The 19,550-nt window shown below is 58.2% G+C and carries 16 protein-coding genes and 1 tRNA gene; 10 read left to right on the forward strand and 7 right to left on the reverse strand.

Features of this window, described 5'->3' with window-relative positions:
- Positions 1-19 precede the first annotated feature (19 nt).
- The 3 genes from GSQ94_RS03585 to GSQ94_RS03595 all read right to left on the reverse strand — a co-directional run bounded on the left by GSQ94_RS03585 (position 20) and on the right by GSQ94_RS03595 (position 3,919).
- Entirely contained in the window at positions 20-1,141 is a 1,122-nt protein-coding gene (locus tag GSQ94_RS03585) for an ABC transporter permease (RefSeq protein WP_158941944.1), read from the reverse strand.
- Positions 1,141-2,451, reverse strand: a complete 1,311-nt coding sequence (locus GSQ94_RS03590) for an ABC transporter permease (protein WP_158941945.1) — start codon at positions 2,449-2,451, stop codon at positions 1,141-1,143. The genes GSQ94_RS03585 and GSQ94_RS03590 overlap by 1 nt, the downstream gene beginning before the upstream one ends.
- Before the next feature lie 193 nt (positions 2,452-2,644).
- On the reverse strand, positions 2,645-3,919 hold the full coding sequence (locus GSQ94_RS03595) for a Fe-S-containing protein (protein WP_158941946.1): 1,275 nt from the start codon (positions 3,917-3,919) through the stop codon (positions 2,645-2,647).
- 224 nt (positions 3,920-4,143) lie between these two features.
- Here GSQ94_RS03595 and GSQ94_RS03600 point away from each other — a divergent pair, with 224 nt between their 5' ends.
- A complete protein-coding gene (locus tag GSQ94_RS03600; RefSeq protein WP_158941947.1) occupies positions 4,144-4,836 on the forward strand; it encodes a GNAT family N-acetyltransferase in 693 nt (230 codons plus the stop codon).
- 114 nt (positions 4,837-4,950) lie between these two features.
- Positions 4,951-5,331: a hypothetical protein gene (locus GSQ94_RS03605; RefSeq protein WP_158941948.1), complete on the forward strand. Its 381-nt coding sequence runs from the start codon at positions 4,951-4,953 to the stop codon at positions 5,329-5,331.
- Positions 5,332-5,415: 84 nt separating this feature from the next.
- Here GSQ94_RS03605 and GSQ94_RS03610 read toward each other — a convergent pair.
- Positions 5,416-5,492: transfer RNA gene (locus GSQ94_RS03610), tRNA-Arg, on the reverse strand.
- 324 nt (positions 5,493-5,816) lie between these two features.
- Between GSQ94_RS03610 and GSQ94_RS03615 the strand changes: the two genes are divergently transcribed.
- Positions 5,817-6,527: an L-ribulose-5-phosphate 4-epimerase gene (locus tag GSQ94_RS03615; RefSeq protein ID WP_158941949.1), complete on the forward strand. Its 711-nt coding sequence runs from the start codon at positions 5,817-5,819 to the stop codon at positions 6,525-6,527.
- Between the two features lie 71 nt (positions 6,528-6,598).
- Here the strand turns inward: GSQ94_RS03615 and GSQ94_RS03620 are convergent, their stop codons facing one another.
- Positions 6,599-8,557, reverse strand: a complete 1,959-nt coding sequence (locus GSQ94_RS03620; RefSeq protein ID WP_254063616.1) for an alpha-L-arabinofuranosidase C-terminal domain-containing protein — start codon at positions 8,555-8,557, stop codon at positions 6,599-6,601.
- A 206-nt stretch (positions 8,558-8,763) separates the two neighbouring features.
- Here GSQ94_RS03620 and araA point away from each other — a divergent pair, with 206 nt between their 5' ends.
- The 4 genes from araA (at position 8,764) to GSQ94_RS03640 (ending at position 13,656) form a co-directional block, all read left to right on the forward strand.
- Positions 8,764-10,242 carry an L-arabinose isomerase gene (gene araA, locus GSQ94_RS03625; RefSeq protein WP_158941950.1) on the forward strand — a complete coding sequence of 493 codons (1,479 nt, stop codon included), beginning with the start codon at positions 8,764-8,766 and terminating at the stop codon, positions 10,240-10,242.
- A 96-nt stretch (positions 10,243-10,338) separates the two neighbouring features.
- Positions 10,339-11,916: a ribulokinase gene (locus tag GSQ94_RS03630; protein ID WP_158941951.1), complete on the forward strand. Its 1,578-nt coding sequence runs from the start codon at positions 10,339-10,341 to the stop codon at positions 11,914-11,916.
- 160 nt (positions 11,917-12,076) lie between these two features.
- On the forward strand, positions 12,077-13,129 hold the full coding sequence (locus GSQ94_RS03635; protein ID WP_158941952.1) for a LacI family DNA-binding transcriptional regulator: 1,053 nt from the start codon (positions 12,077-12,079) through the stop codon (positions 13,127-13,129).
- Between the two features lie 50 nt (positions 13,130-13,179).
- A complete protein-coding gene (locus GSQ94_RS03640) occupies positions 13,180-13,656 on the forward strand; it encodes an N-acetyltransferase (protein ID WP_158941953.1) in 477 nt (158 codons plus the stop codon).
- 9 nt (positions 13,657-13,665) lie between these two features.
- On the opposite strand, the gene murA is transcribed toward GSQ94_RS03640, so the two are convergent.
- Entirely contained in the window at positions 13,666-14,946 is a 1,281-nt protein-coding gene (murA, locus tag GSQ94_RS03645; protein ID WP_158941954.1) for a UDP-N-acetylglucosamine 1-carboxyvinyltransferase, read from the reverse strand.
- Between the two features lie 371 nt (positions 14,947-15,317).
- On the opposite strand from murA, the gene GSQ94_RS03650 reads away from it, so the two are divergent.
- The 3 genes from GSQ94_RS03650 to GSQ94_RS03660 all read left to right on the forward strand — a co-directional run bounded on the left by GSQ94_RS03650 (position 15,318) and on the right by GSQ94_RS03660 (position 18,179).
- Positions 15,318-16,055, forward strand: a complete 738-nt coding sequence (locus tag GSQ94_RS03650; RefSeq protein ID WP_158941955.1) for a hypothetical protein — start codon at positions 15,318-15,320, stop codon at positions 16,053-16,055.
- Positions 16,056-16,126: 71 nt separating this feature from the next.
- Positions 16,127-16,642: a class D sortase gene (locus GSQ94_RS03655; protein WP_158941956.1), complete on the forward strand. Its 516-nt coding sequence runs from the start codon at positions 16,127-16,129 to the stop codon at positions 16,640-16,642.
- 19 nt (positions 16,643-16,661) lie between these two features.
- On the forward strand, positions 16,662-18,179 hold the full coding sequence (locus GSQ94_RS03660; RefSeq protein ID WP_158941957.1) for a hypothetical protein: 1,518 nt from the start codon (positions 16,662-16,664) through the stop codon (positions 18,177-18,179).
- Between the two features lie 67 nt (positions 18,180-18,246).
- On the opposite strand, the gene murQ is transcribed toward GSQ94_RS03660, so the two are convergent.
- Positions 18,247-19,215, reverse strand: coding sequence for an N-acetylmuramic acid 6-phosphate etherase (murQ, locus tag GSQ94_RS03665; RefSeq protein ID WP_158941958.1), 969 nt, complete (start codon positions 19,213-19,215; stop codon positions 18,247-18,249).
- Positions 19,216-19,550: the final 335 nt, after the last annotated feature.

Here is a 19,550-nt window from a genome sequence, read left to right on the forward strand (position 1 = left end):
TATCTTCTCATTCTCCTTGTCACTCTCCCTTGAGGAGCGCTGCGGGCTGCAGACCGCGCAGCACGCGGGCAGGGAAGAGTGCGGCCATTGCAGCGATGGTCACGTTCAGGAGAAAGACGAGCGGAAGAACCGAGAGGTGCGGCAGGGCCGCTGTGTGAAAGTTGCCTTCGCTGATGGCCCATGCCGCGGCCGATCCCACGACGAAGCCAGCAGCTACACCGGCCAGCGCGAGCGTGAGTGCCTCGAGCAGAAACATTCCCATCAACTGCATCTGCGATCCGCCGAGAGCCTTCATCAGGGCGAAGTCGCGCCGTCGTTCGAGGACGCTGGCCGACAGGGTAGCCAGTACGCTGACTGCGACGGTCAGAGCGATCAGCAGAACGGCTCCGTACATGAGAGCGTGGGTGCGGTCGACGATCTTCGACTCTCCTTCGACGAGTTGGCGAACGGGCTGGACCTGCATCTCCGGGAGGGTCTGCCGCAGACGCGCCATCGTGGCCTCGACTGTGGCTGCGCCGCCGGGCATCTGCAGCTCGATGACGCTGGGGCCGACGCCGGTCCACGCGGTGAACGCTGCGAGGGGCATGTAGATGCGGCTGTCTTCTTCACCGCCGGTTTTGATGCGTCCGACGCCATGAAGTGTGATGAGGTGTCCGGCGAAATTGAGGGCGACTGCCTTCTCGTTTCCGACAAACTGCGCTGCCCTTTGGCCAAGCAGAGCGGCATCGGCGGTTGAGGGTTCGGGCCAGCTATCGACCTGCCACCACGAGTCGAGCCGCTTGACCGCCGCGAAGTCTGTGCCAGCGACGACGACGGGTGTTCCTGTATCGGTAGTGGCTACGGCATAGGCAAACTGCGCTGCGAGCGCGTCTTTTCCAGCGATATCCTGCACTCGAGCCAGCGCGTCGGGACGCAGAGGAGCGGAGGCGGGAGCGGTGATCACAATATTGGCACCGAAGCTGCGAAACTCCTTGTGCAGCTTGGCGTCGAGGTCCGCATAGAGGGTGAGGAGGGCAGTTGCGACGCCAGCCGAGACGGTCATCGCGATGAGCGCCGAGATACTGCGCGCCCTGCGATGGATGAGCGACCTTCGCAGCATCCCGAAGAGGCTCAACTTTCCTGAGAGACCGGGCTTGGTCATCAGGCGTCTGCTCTCAGGATGGCGGAGGGGTCCATGCGTAGAGCGGTGCGTATCGAAGGGGTACTGCCAGCGATGGCGACGATGAGCGCCAGCGCGACTACGACCGGCAGCAGGACGGGAATGAGGATGGCCTCTGCGGTGCCGCCGTCGCCTGCGAAGATGCGTGCGCCCAGCCATGCGGCGAGGCCGGAGCCGAGCAGATAACCCATGGTTCCGGCGAGGACTGCGAGGAGCCCCGCCTCGGCGTAGAAGAGCAGAGCGATGGCGCCTTTGCTGGCGCCGAGGGAGCGCATGAGTCCGATCTCGCCGCGCCGCTCCAGGATCGCGGTGGCCATGGCGGCGCTGACTGCGAAGCCTGCAGCGAGGAGAGCTGCTGCACTGATCAACCACATGAGGCCGCTGATGCGCTTGAGCACGTTGCCTTCGCTCTGCTCGACGCGGCGGACCTGCTCGGCCTGTGCGCCGGGGATGGCTTCACGGATCTGGTAGGCGATGGAGTTGGCGTAAGGGCGGCAGTACCAGATCTCGCGCTGCTTCGGGGGGAGGGAGTCGGGATCGACGCGGGCGAAGGCGTCTTCGGGTTTGGTGCGTGCGCTTACTTCGACGCGGCGTACGGCGTCGTTAGCACCGGTAAAGGTCTGGGCATCGCGCAGGGTCATCAGGATCTCATTGTCGGTCTCGTTTCCTGTCGTGACGATGCCTGTGACAACCGCGCTGGACTGCGCGGAGCCGGCGGTCTGCGTCTGCTGCACGGTGAAGTTGTCGCCTACATTGAGGCTGAGTTTCTTTGCGAGGTTCGCGCCGACGACGACATTTCTGTGTCCGGGATCATTCTGCGCGGTGGGCCACGATCCCTGAAGCCGCCACCAGGGATGCAGCGCGGGGGCACCTGTCTTTAAGCCGCTGAAGTCGTGATCGAACCAGTAGCCAACTGCGCTCGCTGCGACGAGAGGATCGCCCGCATGCCGAGCTACAGACATCTGGACGGGCAGCTCCGGGGAGACGCCCGTAATGTTGTTTCCCCAGAAGATGGTCTTGAGTTTTGCGAGGTCGCTCTCCTTCAGGTAGGCGCCGCCTGAAGCAGGCTTTACGTCGACTCCGCCTACCTTTACATCGAGGAGGTCGGCCTTGGGATAGATGACGATGTTGGCTCCGTAGACGGCCAGCTCTTTGTGGATGCGGTCGCCGATGGTGGTGGCGAGCGCGAGCATCGCAGTGACTGCCGTGGTTCCCAGCAGAATCGCAATGCCGGCGAGCATCTTGCGGCGGCGCTGTCTGCGAAAGCTCTCCATGAGCAGGCGAAAGAACATTAGTTGGCCTCCCCGTTGCTACGGCTGGGGAAGGGTTCACATCCCACCTTTCGCTGTGAGACTGCGAAGGATGGGGCACCCGGTTTTTTGGGGCTGAGAGAGGAAGATAGTTCGCTTGCGCGAATGCCCACCTTAACGCGATGAAACTGCGCGAAGAGGGGGCATCCGCATCTGTAAGCGTAAGAGTACATTTTTAGCGTTCGAAGACCGGCGCCAGCTCGCGGAGATCCGCAGCCTGAATGACCAACTGTCCTCCACCGACGGTCGACTTCAGCGGAATCGGATTGCAGCCGCCCTTCTGTCCCATGGAGGCGGCGTTGAGGGGCGAGGCGCACATCTTGCAGGTGATGCCCTGGTCGCCAATGTAGAAGCCCACCGGCCCGCAGATCTGGCAGGCGTCTGCGACCGAGACGATGGTGCCGTCAGGCTTTTTGAAGAGAAGAAAACGGATCTCGACGTTGCCGCCCTTGCCGTCGTCCAGATGAACGCCGTAGCGGTGGAGCTTGTCGTCGTTGATATCCACCGTGGAGAGGGTGACCTGCGAACCTACGAGCGTGACGGCAGCAGTGGGAGAGAGCGCGGTGGAGCTTTTGGCGTAGATGAACTCTGCCGTGGAGAGAAAGATGAAGACGAAGCTGGTGGCGACGACGGCGGTCATCCACATCTTCTCGCGGCGCTGGGTCCACTCGGCGCGGCGCTTGTCCGCCGGGGTGGCGGTTGCGCTGAGCGCGGCGGGGATGCGGCGCTTGTACTCGAGCAACATCATGAGCCCGGCGAGCGCGAGCATGGTGACGAAGAAGAAGAGATCGTTGCGGACGATGGGGCCGATGAGGCGCATCTCGGTGGGGCTTGAGGGAAGGACACCGTTTTCGCTGAGTTCGTGAAGGCCGCTGACGATGAGCTGGAAGGCGACGAAGTAGAGGATGACGGTGGTGACACGGAAGAAGCGCTGCAGGTTGATCTTGACGCTGCCGCGGATGAAGAGGACTCCGAAGACGACTGCGATGGCGATGCCTAGGAGGGTGCCGGTGAAGCTCAGGAGCTCGGTCGAGTTGAGCGTGACGGCAGAGAGGATGAGGACGGTCTCGACGCCTTCGCGGAGGACGAGGAGAAAGACGAAGAAGAAGAGGCCGGTCTTTGAAACTCCAGCGGCGCCGGTGTACTGGGCGATCTTCTCTTCGATGGAGCCTTTCATGGTGCGGGCGGTCTTGTGCATGAACCAGATCATGCTGATGACGAAGGCCGCGGCGGCGAGCATGACCCAACCCTCGAAGATGTCGGTGTTGAACTGGGTGCGGGCAATGACGACAGCCCCTGCGACGCTGGCGGCGATAGCCGAGCCGAGCGCCCAGAAGACCGTTCGCTTGAGCTCTGGTCGGCCGATCTTCGTGAGGTAGGCGAAGACGATGCCGACGATCAGGGAGGCCTCGACCCCCTCGCGGAGCGTGATGATAAATGCCTGAAGCATAACGTCTTTCTCTTCCCGGTGGCGCTTCTACGGATCGGTAACCACCGATCTTGAGCCCCATCCGCACGAGGTCAGTGCTGCCCCCCGTCCACTCTCTAGTGTAATGAGGACTAATTTGGTCGTCAATTGAGGGCGGACGATTATCAGCGTTGAATTTTTATGTGCGGGGGGCTGCCATGGGATTCAAGGGAGGCGCGAAAGCAGGCAACGTATCATTTTCGAGGATGACAGATCTTCCAGAGAGTCTCTTTGCGAACCCGGTGTGGAGCGCCCTGCATACGAAGCACCGGCGATTTTCTGTGTGCGCGGGCGAGGCGTGCCGCTATCCAGCCGACGTTACGCCGTTTGTTGCGGTGTCTTCTGCGAGTGCAGAGGCGCTGGTGCAGCTCCACTCTTTGCTTGTGCCGGGTGAGTCCGTATGGATTGTGGGAGAGAGCTTTCCGCAGGTGCCGGAGCTGGTGTTTGAACGGAAGCTGGAGGTTCTTCAGATGGTTCTTCCGGCGGAGGTGGCCGTACCTGAGGCAAAGGTTGAGATTGTGCCGCTCCCCAATGAAGAGGCGCCGGATATGGTCGCGCTGACGGATATCGCTTTTCCAGGATTCTTTCGCAGCAGGACGTGCGAGATGGGTTCGTACTTCGGGATACGAGCTGGAGGACAGCTGATCGCGATGGGCGGAGAGCGCCTTACGCTGGACGGGTATCCGGAGGTAAGCGGGATCTGCACCCATCCCGACTATCGCGGGAGAGGATATGCGGAGAGCCTCATCTGGCACCTGGCGCGAATGCATCGACAGCAGGGAGTGATTTCGTGGCTTCATGTCAGCGCAACGAATGATCGGGCGATTGAACTTTATCGGCGAATGGGATTTGTCGAGGTTCGCAGAGTGATGTTGCATCGCATAACCTGCAGCGACTGATGGGGGCACGACGGCTTACTCCTTGAAAGAAGCGCCGATTGGCTCGTCCTGTCGACGGGTGACTTGTCGAAGATCTTCATCGACGCGAGGAACAGGGAATGAGACGATTAGAGTATGCCGGACGCACGCTATCGTCGATCCTTAGCGATCTTTCTGGGGTTCGTCGGAATGGCGATACTCGCCATTCTGTCTTTCCTGCCCAATCACGATAAGGTTCTTCTTCATACAGAGGGCCACTTCCATCGCTGGGGCCACCTGGTCGCGTTCGCAGCGACAACCGTTCTGCTTGCCAGCAGCCGGAGATCCTTGTCTGCGCGGTTTGCCATGGCCTCACTGGTCGCGTTCTTCGGTTACTGCGTGGAGTTCTTGCAGCATATTCTCTTCAATAATCCGCTGGAGCTTTACGACATCGCGACTGACACCATGGGTGTCCTGCTGGGATTGGTTTTTGTGCTGCTGTGGGTGGAGATTAGCCGCATGCGGCGATTCGATTAAGAAATTCTGTCACGTGCAAGATCTGCCGGAGCGGACCGAGGCTGACGGCTCAGGGGAATGGAAGATGTGCTTGTTTAGGAGATATGGTGCGCCCGGAAGGATTCGAACCTCCGACCCTTTGGTTCGTAGCCAAATGCTCTATCCAGCTGAGCTACGGGCGCACATTGCGTGGGTTGCAACCTTTTAAAGATATAGGAATTTGCGCTTTGCAGCAAGCCCGGCTCCGGTGTTGAGGAAGAGTGGGAACGGTGAGGATTCTACTGACAAGTCAAGTCTTGTGGAATAACGAAACTACTCTGCTCTCTGCATGCTGTACACCTTTGCTCCGTTGCAGAACTAGATTTAAGCAGGAGTTCTAGCGAAGGATTTTCGAGATGTAAAATCAGGGAAAATGTTTACCGAGCTACGACCCCCTGTCGCTTGAGCCAGAGACAGAACCAAAGTAGACGAGCTAGCCGGCGATACGCCGAGAGAGGGAAGATGACATGCTGCTGAAGGCTCTGCGGGAAGAGGTTCTGGAAGCGAACCTGGAGCTGGTTCGCCGCGGCCTGGTGTTGTATACCTTCGGCAACGTCTCCGGAGTGGATCGCGAACAGGGATTGGTCGTCATCAAGCCGTCGGGAGTCGACTATGACAAGTTGAAGCCAGAGCATATGGCGGTGACAGATCTGAACGGCAAGGTAGTCGAAGGTTCGCTGCGGCCTTCCTCCGATCTCGATACACATACTTTGCTCTACCGCGAGTTTGAGCAGATCGGGGCAGTGGTGCATACGCACTCGGAGTTTGCGACGAGTTTTGCGCAGGCCGGCCTGAGCATTCCTGCGCTTGGCACCACGCACGCTGACTACTTCTACGGCCCTGTGCCGGTAACTGCTCCGCTGACCGATGATGCTATTGGCGGGAGATACGTTCACGAGACTGGAGTTGCTATCGTCTCCTGTTTTCGCGGCGACGCAGAGACTCCAGCGATCGATCCTCTCGCCGTGCCAGCTTGCCTGGTCAACGGACATGCCCCCTTTGTGTGGGGCAAGACAGCGCATGATGCAGCGCACAATGCTGTCGTGCTTGAGGCAGTGGCTCGTATGGCTTACCGCACGCTTACGCTCAAGGCGGATACGCTTTGCGTCTCGCAGGCGCTGCTCGACCGACACTACTTCAGAAAGCATGGCAGCGCAGCGACCTACGGGCAGAAGTAGCGCCTTGGATCATTCGCTTTACAGCAGGAGAAGGGCTCGCTGACCATAAGCGCAGCGAGCCCTGGGCTGAGTTACTTCGCCTCCAGCTCCAACACCTGGATCGAGTACGGCGGCATGGTGTGACTGAATCCTGCTGCGCTCTTTATTGCGGTGACGAGTGGAACGATGCGAGTGGGAACAGAGATTGTGTTCGTCTCTGCGAGACTATGGCCGGATATTGTCACCAGCGTGGCCGTCTTCGCCACGTTGCTGACTCCGGTCATGGCAATGTCCACCGTCTGCGACACAGAGGATGCATTGACCAGCTTCAGATAGACCTTCCCCTTTTCAGGGCTGCTCGTGACGGAGTAGAAGAAGCGTCCGCCTCCGCCAGTGAGAGCAGAGGCCGGCACCTCGGTACCCAAGTACTTTGCAAAGATGGACTGCGCGTAGTAGCTGGGTGCTCCATAGCTGGTGAGTGCGTCGTAGCCGATCAGGTCTGACTCCCACTGCATTCCGCCCGGGTTCACGTTGACGAACAGAGGCGCATACGATGCCATGACGATGAGGTCGCTGTTTCGTTCCATCCCGGTCATCCATGCGGCATCGCCCAAAGCTGCGCCCATGTTGGTGGTGGGTGATCCCTCGCGAGTCGCCCATTCTCCTACGAAGATCTTCGGGCCGTTTCTATCTACGGTGTCGTAGTGCTTGACGTCGGCGTAGAACTCGTCTGCGCGCTTATAGTAGTGATCGTCGAGAACATCAGGCTTGAACTTTTCCAGCGGCGCGGTGGCGATGAGTTGCAGTTGTGGGTACCTCGCCTTGATGGCTTTGTAGAACTGCTGATAGCGGGCCTCGTAGCTGCCGGAACGGTCGAACCAGTCCTCGTTTCCGATCTCGACGTATTGGATGGGGAAGGGTTCGGGGTGGCCCAGCTTTGCTCGAAGGGCGCCCCACTTCGTCGAACCGTCTCCGGTGGCAAACTCGATCTCATCCAGTGCGTCCTCGACAAAAGGCGTAAGTGTTGGACCGGGATGAATGTGATCTCCCTTCAGCGAGTATCCGGCATAGACCGCCAGCACCGTCTGGATCTTGAGGTCTTCGGTCCACTCGAGAAACTCCAGGAGGCCCATTCCATCGGAGGATTGGTAGTTCCACGGGCTGCGGTGGGTGGGCCGATCGACAAGTGGACCGATGGTATTTTTCCAATCGAATCTCTCATCGATCTGATCGCCTTCGAGATAGTTTCCTCCGGGAAGTCGCAGGAACTTCGGATGCATCTCCGCCATCATCTGCATCAGGTCCGGCCGGTTTCCGTTTTGTCGATTTTTATAGGTGTGCGGAAACAGAGAGACGAGATCGATCCAGATCTTTCCTGTACGACGGACCGTCAGCAGAAGATGGTTTTGAGAGGAGACCTCTATCTTCGCGGTGTTTAGGGTGAACTCGTACTGCTTCCAATCGGTAGAGAGTGTTGGAATCGTGGCGGAGGCGACTGCTGTGCCGGTGTTGTCGTTGATCAGCTCGATGGACAGCGGCCCCATATCCGAGGAGTTCGCCTTCAGGTAAAGCGATCCTTTGTAGGTGGTCTCGGGCCGTAGAGCCATCCCCCAGTAGCCTTCGTTTCTTACGCCTGCGGGATTGTCTGCATCGGCTTTTTTTACCGTGATCGCAAGGCTATGCTGCAGCGCAGCGCTTGGCCCTTCGGAGTCGTCAATCGCCATGGAGGCTATCGAATCTCCTTTTTGCTCCATATCCCAGTGCGCCACGCCTCCGAAGCCGTGATCCTGAAAGGTTCGGTTTCGCACCATCTCCGCGTAGAGGCCGCCGTCGTAGGAGTAGTTGATCTCTTCGGTCATAAGACCGTAGAGCGTCGGGCTTACCGGATGCAAGGACTTATCCAGTTGGATATTAAGTGTCGCCTTCGGCGATTGTGCGTGGCCGGGATGAGGAGATATTGCAGTGATGAGAATCACTAGGGCGATTCGCGACGTTGCCCATCGCAAGTTCTCCATCGTGGGGAGAAGAGTCTTCAAATTGGTTCCCGTCATGGAGGTCTGTTCCTCGGCACTCGAAATTTGCGAAAACGATTACCGACGGAGTATAACCTCGTTTGCACGGGAGCAGCCACTGTGAGATTGACAGCAAGGAAATGAGATCGATAGGGTATACAGATTGGGAAACGTTTTCCTTGCACTTTGTATGCCACAAACTCTCTCTTCCCCCCATCAACGAAGGATTCCCAAGGGACAACATCATGAAGAATATTGAAACGCTGGAAGTTTGGTTTGTTACTGGAAGTCAGCATCTGTACGGGGCTGAGGCTCTTGGTCAGGTGGCCGCCAACGCGCAGAACGTTGCTCAGTCGCTGGATCTTGAGACGTCGATACCTTACCGCGTGGTGTTCAAACCGGTCATGACGACACCCGATGAGATTACTCGTCTCTGTCGCGAGGCGAACAATACGGAGAGCTGCATTGGCCTCATCTTGTGGATGCATACTTTTTCTCCTGCGAAGATGTGGATTGCAGGTTTGAGTCTGTTGACCAAGCCGTTTCTCCATCTGCATACGCAGTTCAATCGAGAGCTTCCGTGGTCGTCCATCGATATGGACTTCATGAATCTGAACCAGGCGGCGCATGGGGACCGTGAGTTCGGTCATCTGACGGCGCGGCTGCGCCTTGCGCGCAAGGTGGTGGTCGGATTCTGGAAGGATGCGGAGACGGTCGCGGAGATCGCTGCGTGGACACGCGCCGCCGCGGGATGGCATGAGTCGCAGAATCTGAAGGTCGTTCGGTTTGGCGATAACATGCGTGAGGTTGCCGTGACCGATGGTGACAAGATAGCGGCGCAGGCGCAGCTTGGTTACAGCGTCAGCGGGTATGGCGTAGGCGATCTGGTTGCGCGGATGAATCAATTTACGGACACTGAAGTCGACAAACTCGTGAGGGAGTATCGGGAGGCTTACTCGATCAGCCGGGAGCATGACCGGCCCGACTCGCTTCGCGACGCCGCAAAGATCGAGCTGGGTCTGCGTGCCTTTTTGGAAGAAGGCGGCTTCGGAGCGTTCACGGATAATTTTCAGGACCTTCACGGCATGGATCAGCTGCCCGGAATTGCCACGCAGCGTTTGATGGCTGATGGATATGGCTTTGGCGGAGAAGGGGATTGGAAGACCGCTGCACTGGTGCGCACGATGAAGGTGATGGCTCACGGTCTTCCCGGGGGCACCTCTTTTATGGAGGACTACACCTACGACTTTAACGGCACGCCGAAGGTGCTGGGCTCGCACATGCTGGAGCTATGCCCTTCGATCGCGGTTGATAAGCCGGCGCTCGAGGTTCATCCTCTTGCCATCGGCGGCAAGTCAGATCCTGTGCGCCTTGTGTTTACTGCGTCGAGTGGACCCGCCATTGTTGCGTCGCTGGTCGATATGGGAGACCGGTTTCGCATGATTGTGAATGAGGTGGAGGTCATAGCTCCAGAACAGGCTTTGCCGAAACTTCCGGTAGCACGTGCGGTATGGCTGCCCCAGCCCAGCCTGAAGGTCGCTGCTGCGGCATGGATCTACGCGGGTGGAGCGCACCACACCGGGTTCAGTCACGCACTGACGATGGAGCATCTGGAAGACTTCACCGAGATCGCGGGGGTAGAGCTGATCCGCATCGACGCGGACACGCGTATCTCCGATTTTCGACGCCAGCTTCGTTGGGATGAGGCCGCGTACTCCCGGTAGCATCGTGCCCGGATGAGAGCTCCGACAGACTATCATCGCTTCAAGCGTGCCATAGACGATGAAGGACAAAGAAAGACAAGTGCCAGGAGATGCTTGATGGCTGTTGTTGCTGGAGTTGATTTTGGAACCCTAAGCGTGCGGGTGACACTCGTCGATAGTCAGCGTGGCCCCATTGGCACGGCGTCGTCGGAGTACCCTCTGAAGCGCAAACGCGAAGATCCTGACTTCGCGACTCAGTCGCACGCCGAGCAGATGGAAGCTCTGGTAGTGGCGACTCGGAAGGTACTTGCAGAGACGAGATTTTCCGGTGCTGGAGTAGAGGCTCTGGCTCTGGCTACAACTGGCTCCAGCGTTGTTCCTGTCGATGAGCAGATGCAGCCTCTCGATGACTACTACCTCTGGTGCGACCACCGCGCGCATGCCGAGGCGAAGGAGATTACTGATCTTGCGCACGCGGAGAATCTGGAGGCGATCGAATGGTGCGGTGGCGTCTACTCGCACGAGTGGGGATTCGCGAAGCTGCTGCACTGGCTGCGCCACAATCCGGAAAAGCGCGCGCGGTTTGCCAGTGCGCTTGAGCATTGCGATATGGTCGCGGCGACATTGGCGGGCATCACCGATCCGAAGAAGGTTCGCCGCAGCATCTGCGCCATGGGCCATAAGTGGATGTGGAATCCGAAGTGGGGTGGTCTTCCGTCACAGTCCTTCCTGTCGAAGGTGGATCCGCTGTTGGATGGTATTCGCGAAAAGATCGGCGGAGAGTACCTCACCTCCGATCACCTCGCTGGCGGTTTGTCTCAAGAGTGGGCAGAGAAGATGGGGCTTCGCGCGGGTATTCCTATTCCGGTGGGAGCGTTCGATGCACACTGGGATGCGATTGGCGCGGGATGCCGTACGGGAGATGTGGTCAACGTGGTTGGAACCTCTACCTGCATCATTGCGATGGCCGGTCAGGCAGAGTTAGTCCACGGTGTCTGCGGGGTCGTGCCTGGCAGCGTGCATCCACAATACACCGGCATTGAGGCTGGTCTCTCGGCGACCGGTGACATCTTCGAGGCGATCGCACGCAGGGCAGGCGTGAAGGTTCGTGAGCTGGCCGTGGGGCTCGATCAGTATCGCGCCGGCCAGACGGGTTTGCTGCGCCTCAGTTGGGATAACGGCGACCGAACAGTGCTGGTGAATCCCGAGCTTGGTGGAGTGACCTTTGGCTGGAACCTCGTTCATACTGCGCAGGACGAACTGTTCGCGGCGATTGAGGGAACGGCGTTTCATACGCGCATCATCCTCGAACGGATGGAGGAGTTTGGCGTTCCGGTGGAACGAGTAATCAATGCCGGCGGCATTCCGCAGAACAATGCTGTCCTGAATCAGGTGTATGCCAATGTCCTGAACAAGCCAGTCCTGGTGCCTAAGGGAACCCCGACCAGCCTCGGATCGGGAATCTTTGCTCTTCTCGCGGCAGGTGCGTTCGCCACGATCGAAGACGCGCAGAGGAAGATGTGTCTTCCGTACGAGATGTATTCGCCGGAGCCTGCGGCGGTCGAGGTCTACGAAGAGCTCTATGGGCTCTACCGTACGGCCTACTTTGCCATGGGTCAGTCGAATGCTGAAGCTGCCTCGATGGGGAAGATCCTCCCTGAGCTCCGACGAATTGCTGCAACGGTTCGTGCCTAGCTCCGAGTGATTTTGCGGGGTCGAGGGGCATTCGGCCCACACGATATGATTGGTTTCGGCGGTTTATCTGAGACTATTGTGGATACGAACTCCCTAAACTATGGCAGACCCCTCACCCTCAACACGCACTAAAAAAGAAAAAACCGTCAAGCCGGAGAGAATGGATATCCGCGCGGTTGCGCGGCTTGCGAACGTCTCGATTGCCACGGTCTCGCGCACCATCAATCGTCTGCCGACGGTAAATCCCAAACTGGCAAAGCGTGTCTGGGATGTGATCGAGGAGCTCGACTACTTCCCGAATACGCAGGCTCGATCGCTGGTGTCGGGGCGAAGCTGGATTTTGGGGCTCATCGTCTCGGAGATCACCAATCCCTTCTTTCCCGAGTTGATCCAGGGCTTTGAAGAGATCGCCATCGAGCACGGTTACGAGATTCTCGTCAGCTCGACGAATCATGATCCCAAGCGCATGTCGCACTGCATCCGGCGAATGCTGGAGCGCAAGGTGGACGGGGTGGCGATCATGACATTCGGTATCGAAGAGCCACTACTCGAACAACTCTCTCAGCGAAAGGTTCCTCTCGTCTTCATCGACGTAGGGCCTGACCGCGCCGGAGTGAGTGTGTTGAAGGTCGATTACCATCATGGAATCCGTCAGGGGGTACAGCATCTGGCGGCGCTGGGTCATAGGAATATCGCCTTCATCACTGGACCAAAGCATCTTCACTCTTCACAGTCGCGCTTGAAAGCGTTCTCTCTGTCCCTGGAAGAGTGCGGCATCACGCAGAATGCCGCCTGGGTTCTGGAGGGAAACCATACGCTTGAGGGTGGAATGGCAGCGATGGAGAAGCTGCTCGCGCTGAGTAATACTCCGACGGCTGTCATGTGCTCGAACGATATGACGGCGATCGGCGTGTTGCACAAGGCTTACAGAGCTGGCGTTCGCGTGCCCGACGATCTCTCGGTGATTGGGTTCGACGATATTCATATCGCAGAGGTCACGATCCCGCCGCTTACGACGGTGCAGATGTCCCGTTTCGAGATTGCTAAAGCTTGTGTGGCTGCGCTTCGAGCGCCACTGGAAGAGCCTAAACTCGCTCATAAGCGCGAATATGAGATCAGCACTGACCTTATCGTTCGAGAGTCCACAACCTTTCCCAAAGGGACGATGGAGCATCTGCGTACCAGCAAACGGGTCAAGAAGAGCGGCACCTAGAATCGTCTTCGAAACTAAGCCGAGGCAGGCCGCGGAATCCTGAATATCTAATGAACCCTGAGATTGTCCTGCGTGATTATCGTCCGGCTGATCTCGATGCGATGTATCGATTGGACCAGGATTGCTTTTCGGAGGAGTTCAGGTTTGATCGAGAGTCGATGCGGCTCTTTGCAGAAGACTCCGACGCCCTGGTTTGCGTTGCAGAGACGACAGAGGGTGAGATCGCTGGATTCGTGATCGTCCACATGGAGCCTGTTTCAGCGGGAAGACGCGGATATGTGGTGACACTGGATGTGGCCCAGGAGCACAGGCGAACAGGTTTGGCGGGGCGACTCCTGCTGACGGTTGAGGAGCGTGCCGCTGCCACAGGTGCATCGTGGATGGAGTTGCATGTCTTTACCGGGAACGAGGGTGCGATCCGTTTCTACGAGCGTTCAGGGTATACGCGGAGAGACATAAAGCGCAGGTTCTATGGCAAAGCTGGGTTGGATGCGTTTGTCTACCGCAAGCCTCTCACTAGTTTGTAACGTTATGGGTTACCTTTTTCCGAAGACGTCTCCCATCCGGCGAATCTGAGCGCCGACACCGCGAAGCTTCTCTTCGAAGTGTTCGTAGCCGCGATCGAGATGGTAGACACGGTCGAGGATGGTCTCTCCGTCCGCGACGAGAGCGGCAAGCACGAGCGAGGCGGAGGCGCGAAGATCCGAGCACATCACAGCAGCCGATTGCAGAGGAGTCTTGCCTCGAACCGTGGCGGCACGGCCGGAGATGGTGATGTTCGCACCCATGCGAATCAGCTCCTGCACATGCATGAAGCGATTTTCGAAGATGTTTTCGATGACGGTGCTGGTGCCTTCGGACTGTGTCGCGAGTGCCATGTACTGCGCCTGCATGTCGGTGGGGAAGCCCGGATACTCTTCGGTGGTGATGTCGGCTGCCTTCAACTCACCGCCCGAACGGACACGGACGTGATCGGCGCCGACGTCGATCTTGACGCCGCACTGTTCAAGCTTGGAGATCAGCGCGGCAAGGTGTTTGGGTTCGCAGCAGTCAACGTTGAGATCGCCACCGGTGATGGCTCCCGCGATAAGGAAGGTTCCAGCCTCGATGCGGTCGGGGTTGATGCGATGACGTGCGCCGTGAAGTTTCGAGACGCCCTGAATGCGGATGGTGCTGGTGCCTGCGCCTTCGATCTTGGCTCCCATGGCGACGAGCAGAGCAGCAAGGTCGGTTACCTCGGGCTCGCGGGCGCAGTTCTCGAAGACGGACTCTCCTTCGGCCAGGGTAGCGGCCATCAGGAGGTCTTCGGTGCCGGTGACGGTGATCTTATCGAAGACGATGTGAGCGCCCTTCAGGCGATCGGCGCGGGCCTCTAGGTAGCCGTGGTCCTGGGTGATGGTCGCGCCCATAGCTTCGAGTCCGTTGATGTGAAGGTCGATGGGGCGGCCGCCGATAGCGCAGCCTCCCGGCATGGCAACGCGCGCGATGCCGGTGCGCGCGATGAGCGGTCCGAGCACCAGAGAGCTGGCGCGCATGGTTTTGACGATCTCGTACTTCGCGACGGGATCGGAGAGGATAGCGCATTTGATGTGAGTGCGGTGCTGGGCGCGGCCGTAGCCGAGTTCGACCTCAGCGCCCATGCTGGTCAGGAGCTTGCGCTCGGTCTCGATGTCCTGGACCTGGGGGATGTTTTCGAGGATGACCTCATCCTCCGTCAGGATGGCGGCGGCCATGCAAGGAAGGGCGGAGTTTTTTGCTCCGGAGACTTTGATGGTGCCGAGAAGGGGATTTCCGCCGCGAACTACGAACTTATCCATCTCGCCAGTTTACGGAGATTTGGGGTGGAAATGAGTAACGGTGGTGGTTCGTGGGAGAGTTATCGGAGGATATGCCCCTCGACCTCTGAATTTGTCGTAGATTTCACTGTTCCGATCGCAACTGAGAAGTCGCTATCTGGCGAACCGCATCGCGGGACTGATTTGCTCTCAGATGATTGACTGTGAAATCTTTTTCAACTCTGGGACCCAGCGTAACTATTGATTTGATTACCATTTCTCCTCTTTTGGTGCTTGCGATTACCTGTACCAAAAATGTTCAGTTACTTCTTTTTTCTCTCAACCTAAGTGTTCACTTTTGGCGTACACCTTTCATGAACGGGACGTAAGTCGATCCTGCGAGGAGAAAAATCATGCGACTCAAAGCTCTCGTATATTGCGCTACCCTGTGTCTCTTCCACTCCGTGCTGTGGGCTGCCGCTCCGGCAAATCCTGCGACTGATTTCACAGTCTCCAACGCTTCGCACATCCCTGGCGCCACGCTGGAACCGGGTTCTTACACAATTCATGTTGTAAATCATCTCTCCGACCGGGTCATTTTGAAGATCGATTCTGTGAAGGGCGATCTGCACTCTACGTTTATCGGTATTCCTAATACTCAGATTGAGAAGCCCGCCATGAGCGGCCCGGTAAAGTGGGCCAACTCGACCGATGGGTCGCAGTACCTGAAAGGGTGGTACTTTCCGGGCAGTGCATCGGTTGTAGAGTTCGTCTACCCGAAGGCCGAAGCCGTCGCGATTGCAAGCTCGAATCCGGCGAAGGTTCCTGCAGTCGATCCAGAGTCCGAGGGAAAGGTGTCGGATAACACTCTGTCGCAGGGCGATATGCAGTTGTTGACACTCTGGCTTCTATCGCTTCAGCAGGTAGGCCCCAGCGACCAGGCAGCGAAGCCAGGTATCAAGGCAGAGCGCTACACGCAGGTAGCCAGTGTCCAGAAGCCGGTTATCAAAGCGTTGCCCCATACCGCCAGCCTGGTTCCGTTGGTGTGGTTTGTGGGCTTCTGCTCTTTGATCGGTGCGGCGCTGCTACGGTTGATCGCCTCCCAGAGCCGCACGTCCGCTCTTAGTCAAAGATCCCCGCTGCGGGAATAGAGATGCGGCCGCCCGCATATGCTGAACGTCTTCTTTGGACGTGTTGTCTCCTTTGCGCTGGATACTGCGTTGTGCTCGGTGTCCAGGCAAAGGGGAGCCAGAGAATAGCGGATCGCATCAGCCAAAACCCTCCGACGACAAATCTCTCTGCGGGGGTGCAGACTGATGACGATGTGATTGGCAGGATTGAGATTCCTGCGCTGGCCTTGTCTGCGCCTATCACCGCCGACTATGATGGAAACAGCCTGCACAAAGGAGTGGGGCACATTCCCGGGACTGCGGTACCCGGGGGCCTTGGCACGGTTGGGCTGGCCGGACATCGCGATTCGTACTTCCGGCCGTTGCGCAGGATCGCCGTGAAGATGGAGGTTCGGCTGATCGATAAGACCGGCACCTATCATTACATCGTGGACTCAACCGAGGTTGTGAGCCCGGACAAGGTGCAGGTTCTGGATATCGCCTCCAGGCCAGAACTGACACTTATTACCTGTTTTCCTTTCGACTATGTGGGCGCAGCGCCGGAACGATTTATTGTTCACGCTCATTTGTTGTCGGCTTCCCCGGACCGGGTTTCTGCCATCCATTAGGAAGACAGGAAGAGGCGCTATGAGATTTGAGATCCGTGAAACTGTGCAGACTCCGGATCCGGAGATGGTGTTGCGTGCGCTGGAGATGTGTTCGCGTGAGCTCTCCAACGATGTGGAGCGGTACGGGGACCGCATTACGCTGCGCGGCCTGGGACCCTCCCCGCGATCGAAGAATAAACACGACATGACGGTGTTCTGCGTGAATGCGGAGGACGACCAGACCGTGATTCAGGGCGAGGTCAACTTTCAAGCCTCTGCGCTGCTGGGCGAGACGCCCCAGCAGGATGTGATGAAATCGAAGCTGGAAGATCTCTTCGAGCAGATGAAGGCGCAGATTCATCTGGATACCCTGCGCGTCACGGCGTACTCGGCGGCCAGAAGGTCGGCGGCGACCTCGACTGCCACCTCCGTTGCGGAAAACCCTTCCGACGCTCATGAAGAAGAAACGCATAGGTCCATGGTCGGCGAGGATGAAGTTGCCCCCTCGATATCTCCGGAGACGTGGATGGAGGCCCTGGATACCGAGCCACATTCCGTATGGGCTGCAGCAGCATTACTCTCCGAGACGGAGCTTGTGGCTGAACCCAGGCAGTGCGTCGAATCTCCTCAGAACGAAGAGCCAGAAGACAGCGTCTCGGCCGCGCCTCATCCCGCGTCAGAGGTCAAAGAAGAGCCGGCAGCAAAGAGTTCGCCTGAGAACACACTTGAGCTTGAAGAGGCGATCGAGCCTCCACAGCCAGTTGCGGTTCATCAGGTAGCGCAGCCGGAGCCGGTCGCGGTGGCACCGCTTGCGGAAGAACCCACGTGGGTGGCGAGAATCCCAATAGCCCAGCGTCGAGAGATGCCTGAAGAGAGGAAGTCAGAGTCGAAGCAAATTGCTCTGTGGCTGATTGCGCTGGCTGTCCTCTTGTCTTCGGTCGTGGGAGCCTACTTCTACTATCTGTCCTATCGCGGTACCAGTGCGCCCGCGTCTCCTGTGGCTACGCAGTCCACAGGCGCAACCGCGAATGCAGTTCCTGATGCGAATACGGTGCCTGCTGCGGATGCGGCGCCTGCTGTAGATGCAGAAAAGATGGAAGCTGCGTCGCCAGCCAAAACAACCGCTTCGCAGGGCTCGGAGGTTGAGCCTGTGACGAGCGGTCCGGAGCTTAAGCAGTGGCTGCAGAGTTGGGCCGCTGCTATGCGCACAAGAGATGCAAATGCACAGGCTGCCTTTTATGCGGATACGCTGGATAGGTATCTGAACCAACGTAAGGTCGGCAAGGGAGCGGTTCTTCGCGATCGCGAGGCGACGAACCGCATGCGGAAAGGGTTGTGGACCGTGAAGATGGAAGATATCGTCATCGAGCGGAAGACATCCACCCAGGCGGAGGTAAAACTCGTGAAGCACTTCATCGATGAACCCGAACAGGCGGAGATTCAGGAGTCGTTTGTGCCTTCGCGTCTCACGTTGAAGCGCATCGATGGAAGGTGGAAGATCACCTCGGAGCAGGATCTTCCTGCTCTCTCGGTCACTCCATGGCCCAGTAGAAGATGATTACAGGGGGATCGTAAGGAAGCGCAGACTTCTGCGCTTCCTTACGATTAGAGTCAGAGGCGGACGATTATAGTTCGAGGCGGGAGTCGTCGATAGCGAGGCGAACGTTGCCATCTGATTTGGTAAGCCGCCGCACGGCCTCCATCTTATCGACGTTAGCTTTGAGCATCACCACAGCAATGGGAATCGATTTGCCTGCGGACTTGATGGTGCGGATCGCCGTCTCGCGATCGATATCGCAGACCTTCATGAGGACGCGGATGCCACGCTCAACAAGCTTCGCGTTCTTCATGTGCACGTTGACCATGAGATTGTCGTAGACGTAGCCGAGACGTGTCATTGCACCAGTGGTGATCATGTTGAGCACCATCTTCTGCGCGGACGCGGACTTCATGCGCGTGGAGCCGGAGAGGACCTCAGCTCCGACCTCAGTGATGACGGTCGTATCGGCAGCGTCGGAGAGAGGCGTGTTGAGATTGCAGGTGATCGCGGCGGTCTTGGCTCCGCGGGCTCGCGCGTACTCCACTGCGCCGACCACGTACGGGGTGCGCCCGCTGGCAGAGACGCCGATGACGATGTCTTTGCGTGTGGGGCGGCGGCGGGCGATATCGCGCTGACCGATCTCCGGAGAATCTTCGTTGACGTCGGACGCGGAGGCAAGAGCCTTCGGACCGCCGGCCATAATGTACTGGACTTGCGAAGGAGAGGTGGAGTAGGTTGGTGGGCACTCCGAGGCATCGAGCGAGGCGATGCGACCGCTGGAACCGGCGCCGACATAGATGAGCCGGCCTCCATCGCGTAGAGAACGAGCTACGGTGTCGATCACGATGGCGATCTCAGGCAGCGCTTTTTTGACTGCGGCTGCGATCTTCGCGTCTTCATGGTTGATGATGCGGGCGATCTCGAGGGCGGACTTTGTATCCAGTCCCTCCGACGCGGCGTTGGCGGTCTCTGTCGTGAGATCGTTATAATTTGCTGCGCCACGGTTTGCGGGTTTTGGGGTCGGGGCCTGCTCGAGCATGGTAAGGGTTGCCATAGGTATCCTACTGTTCTGCTGGGGTGATTCTAGTCCTAACCTTCTTGAATGCGGCAAGAAAGCTTTCCACCCTGAGAGTTATCATAGAGAGTCGGGTCTACGCCACGGGATCATTGGAGTGGTGAACTTATCCGACCTGTGATAACGGAAAATTCGGAGTCAAGAGAATTACTTTTCAGGAGTTTCACAAGGCCTGAAACGGGAGCATTCGTAGGCCATAGACATTAGGATGCAGATCCGCTGAATTGGTTACCCCGCGCCCGGTACTGGTACGACCCGAAGAGCTGCAGGGGGGTGTCGATGGCAACTCTAAAATTGGTACGTCTAACAACATG

The organism is Granulicella sp. S190, from assembly GCF_009766095.1.
In the GTDB taxonomy this organism is placed as follows: domain Bacteria; phylum Acidobacteriota; class Terriglobia; order Terriglobales; family Acidobacteriaceae; genus Edaphobacter.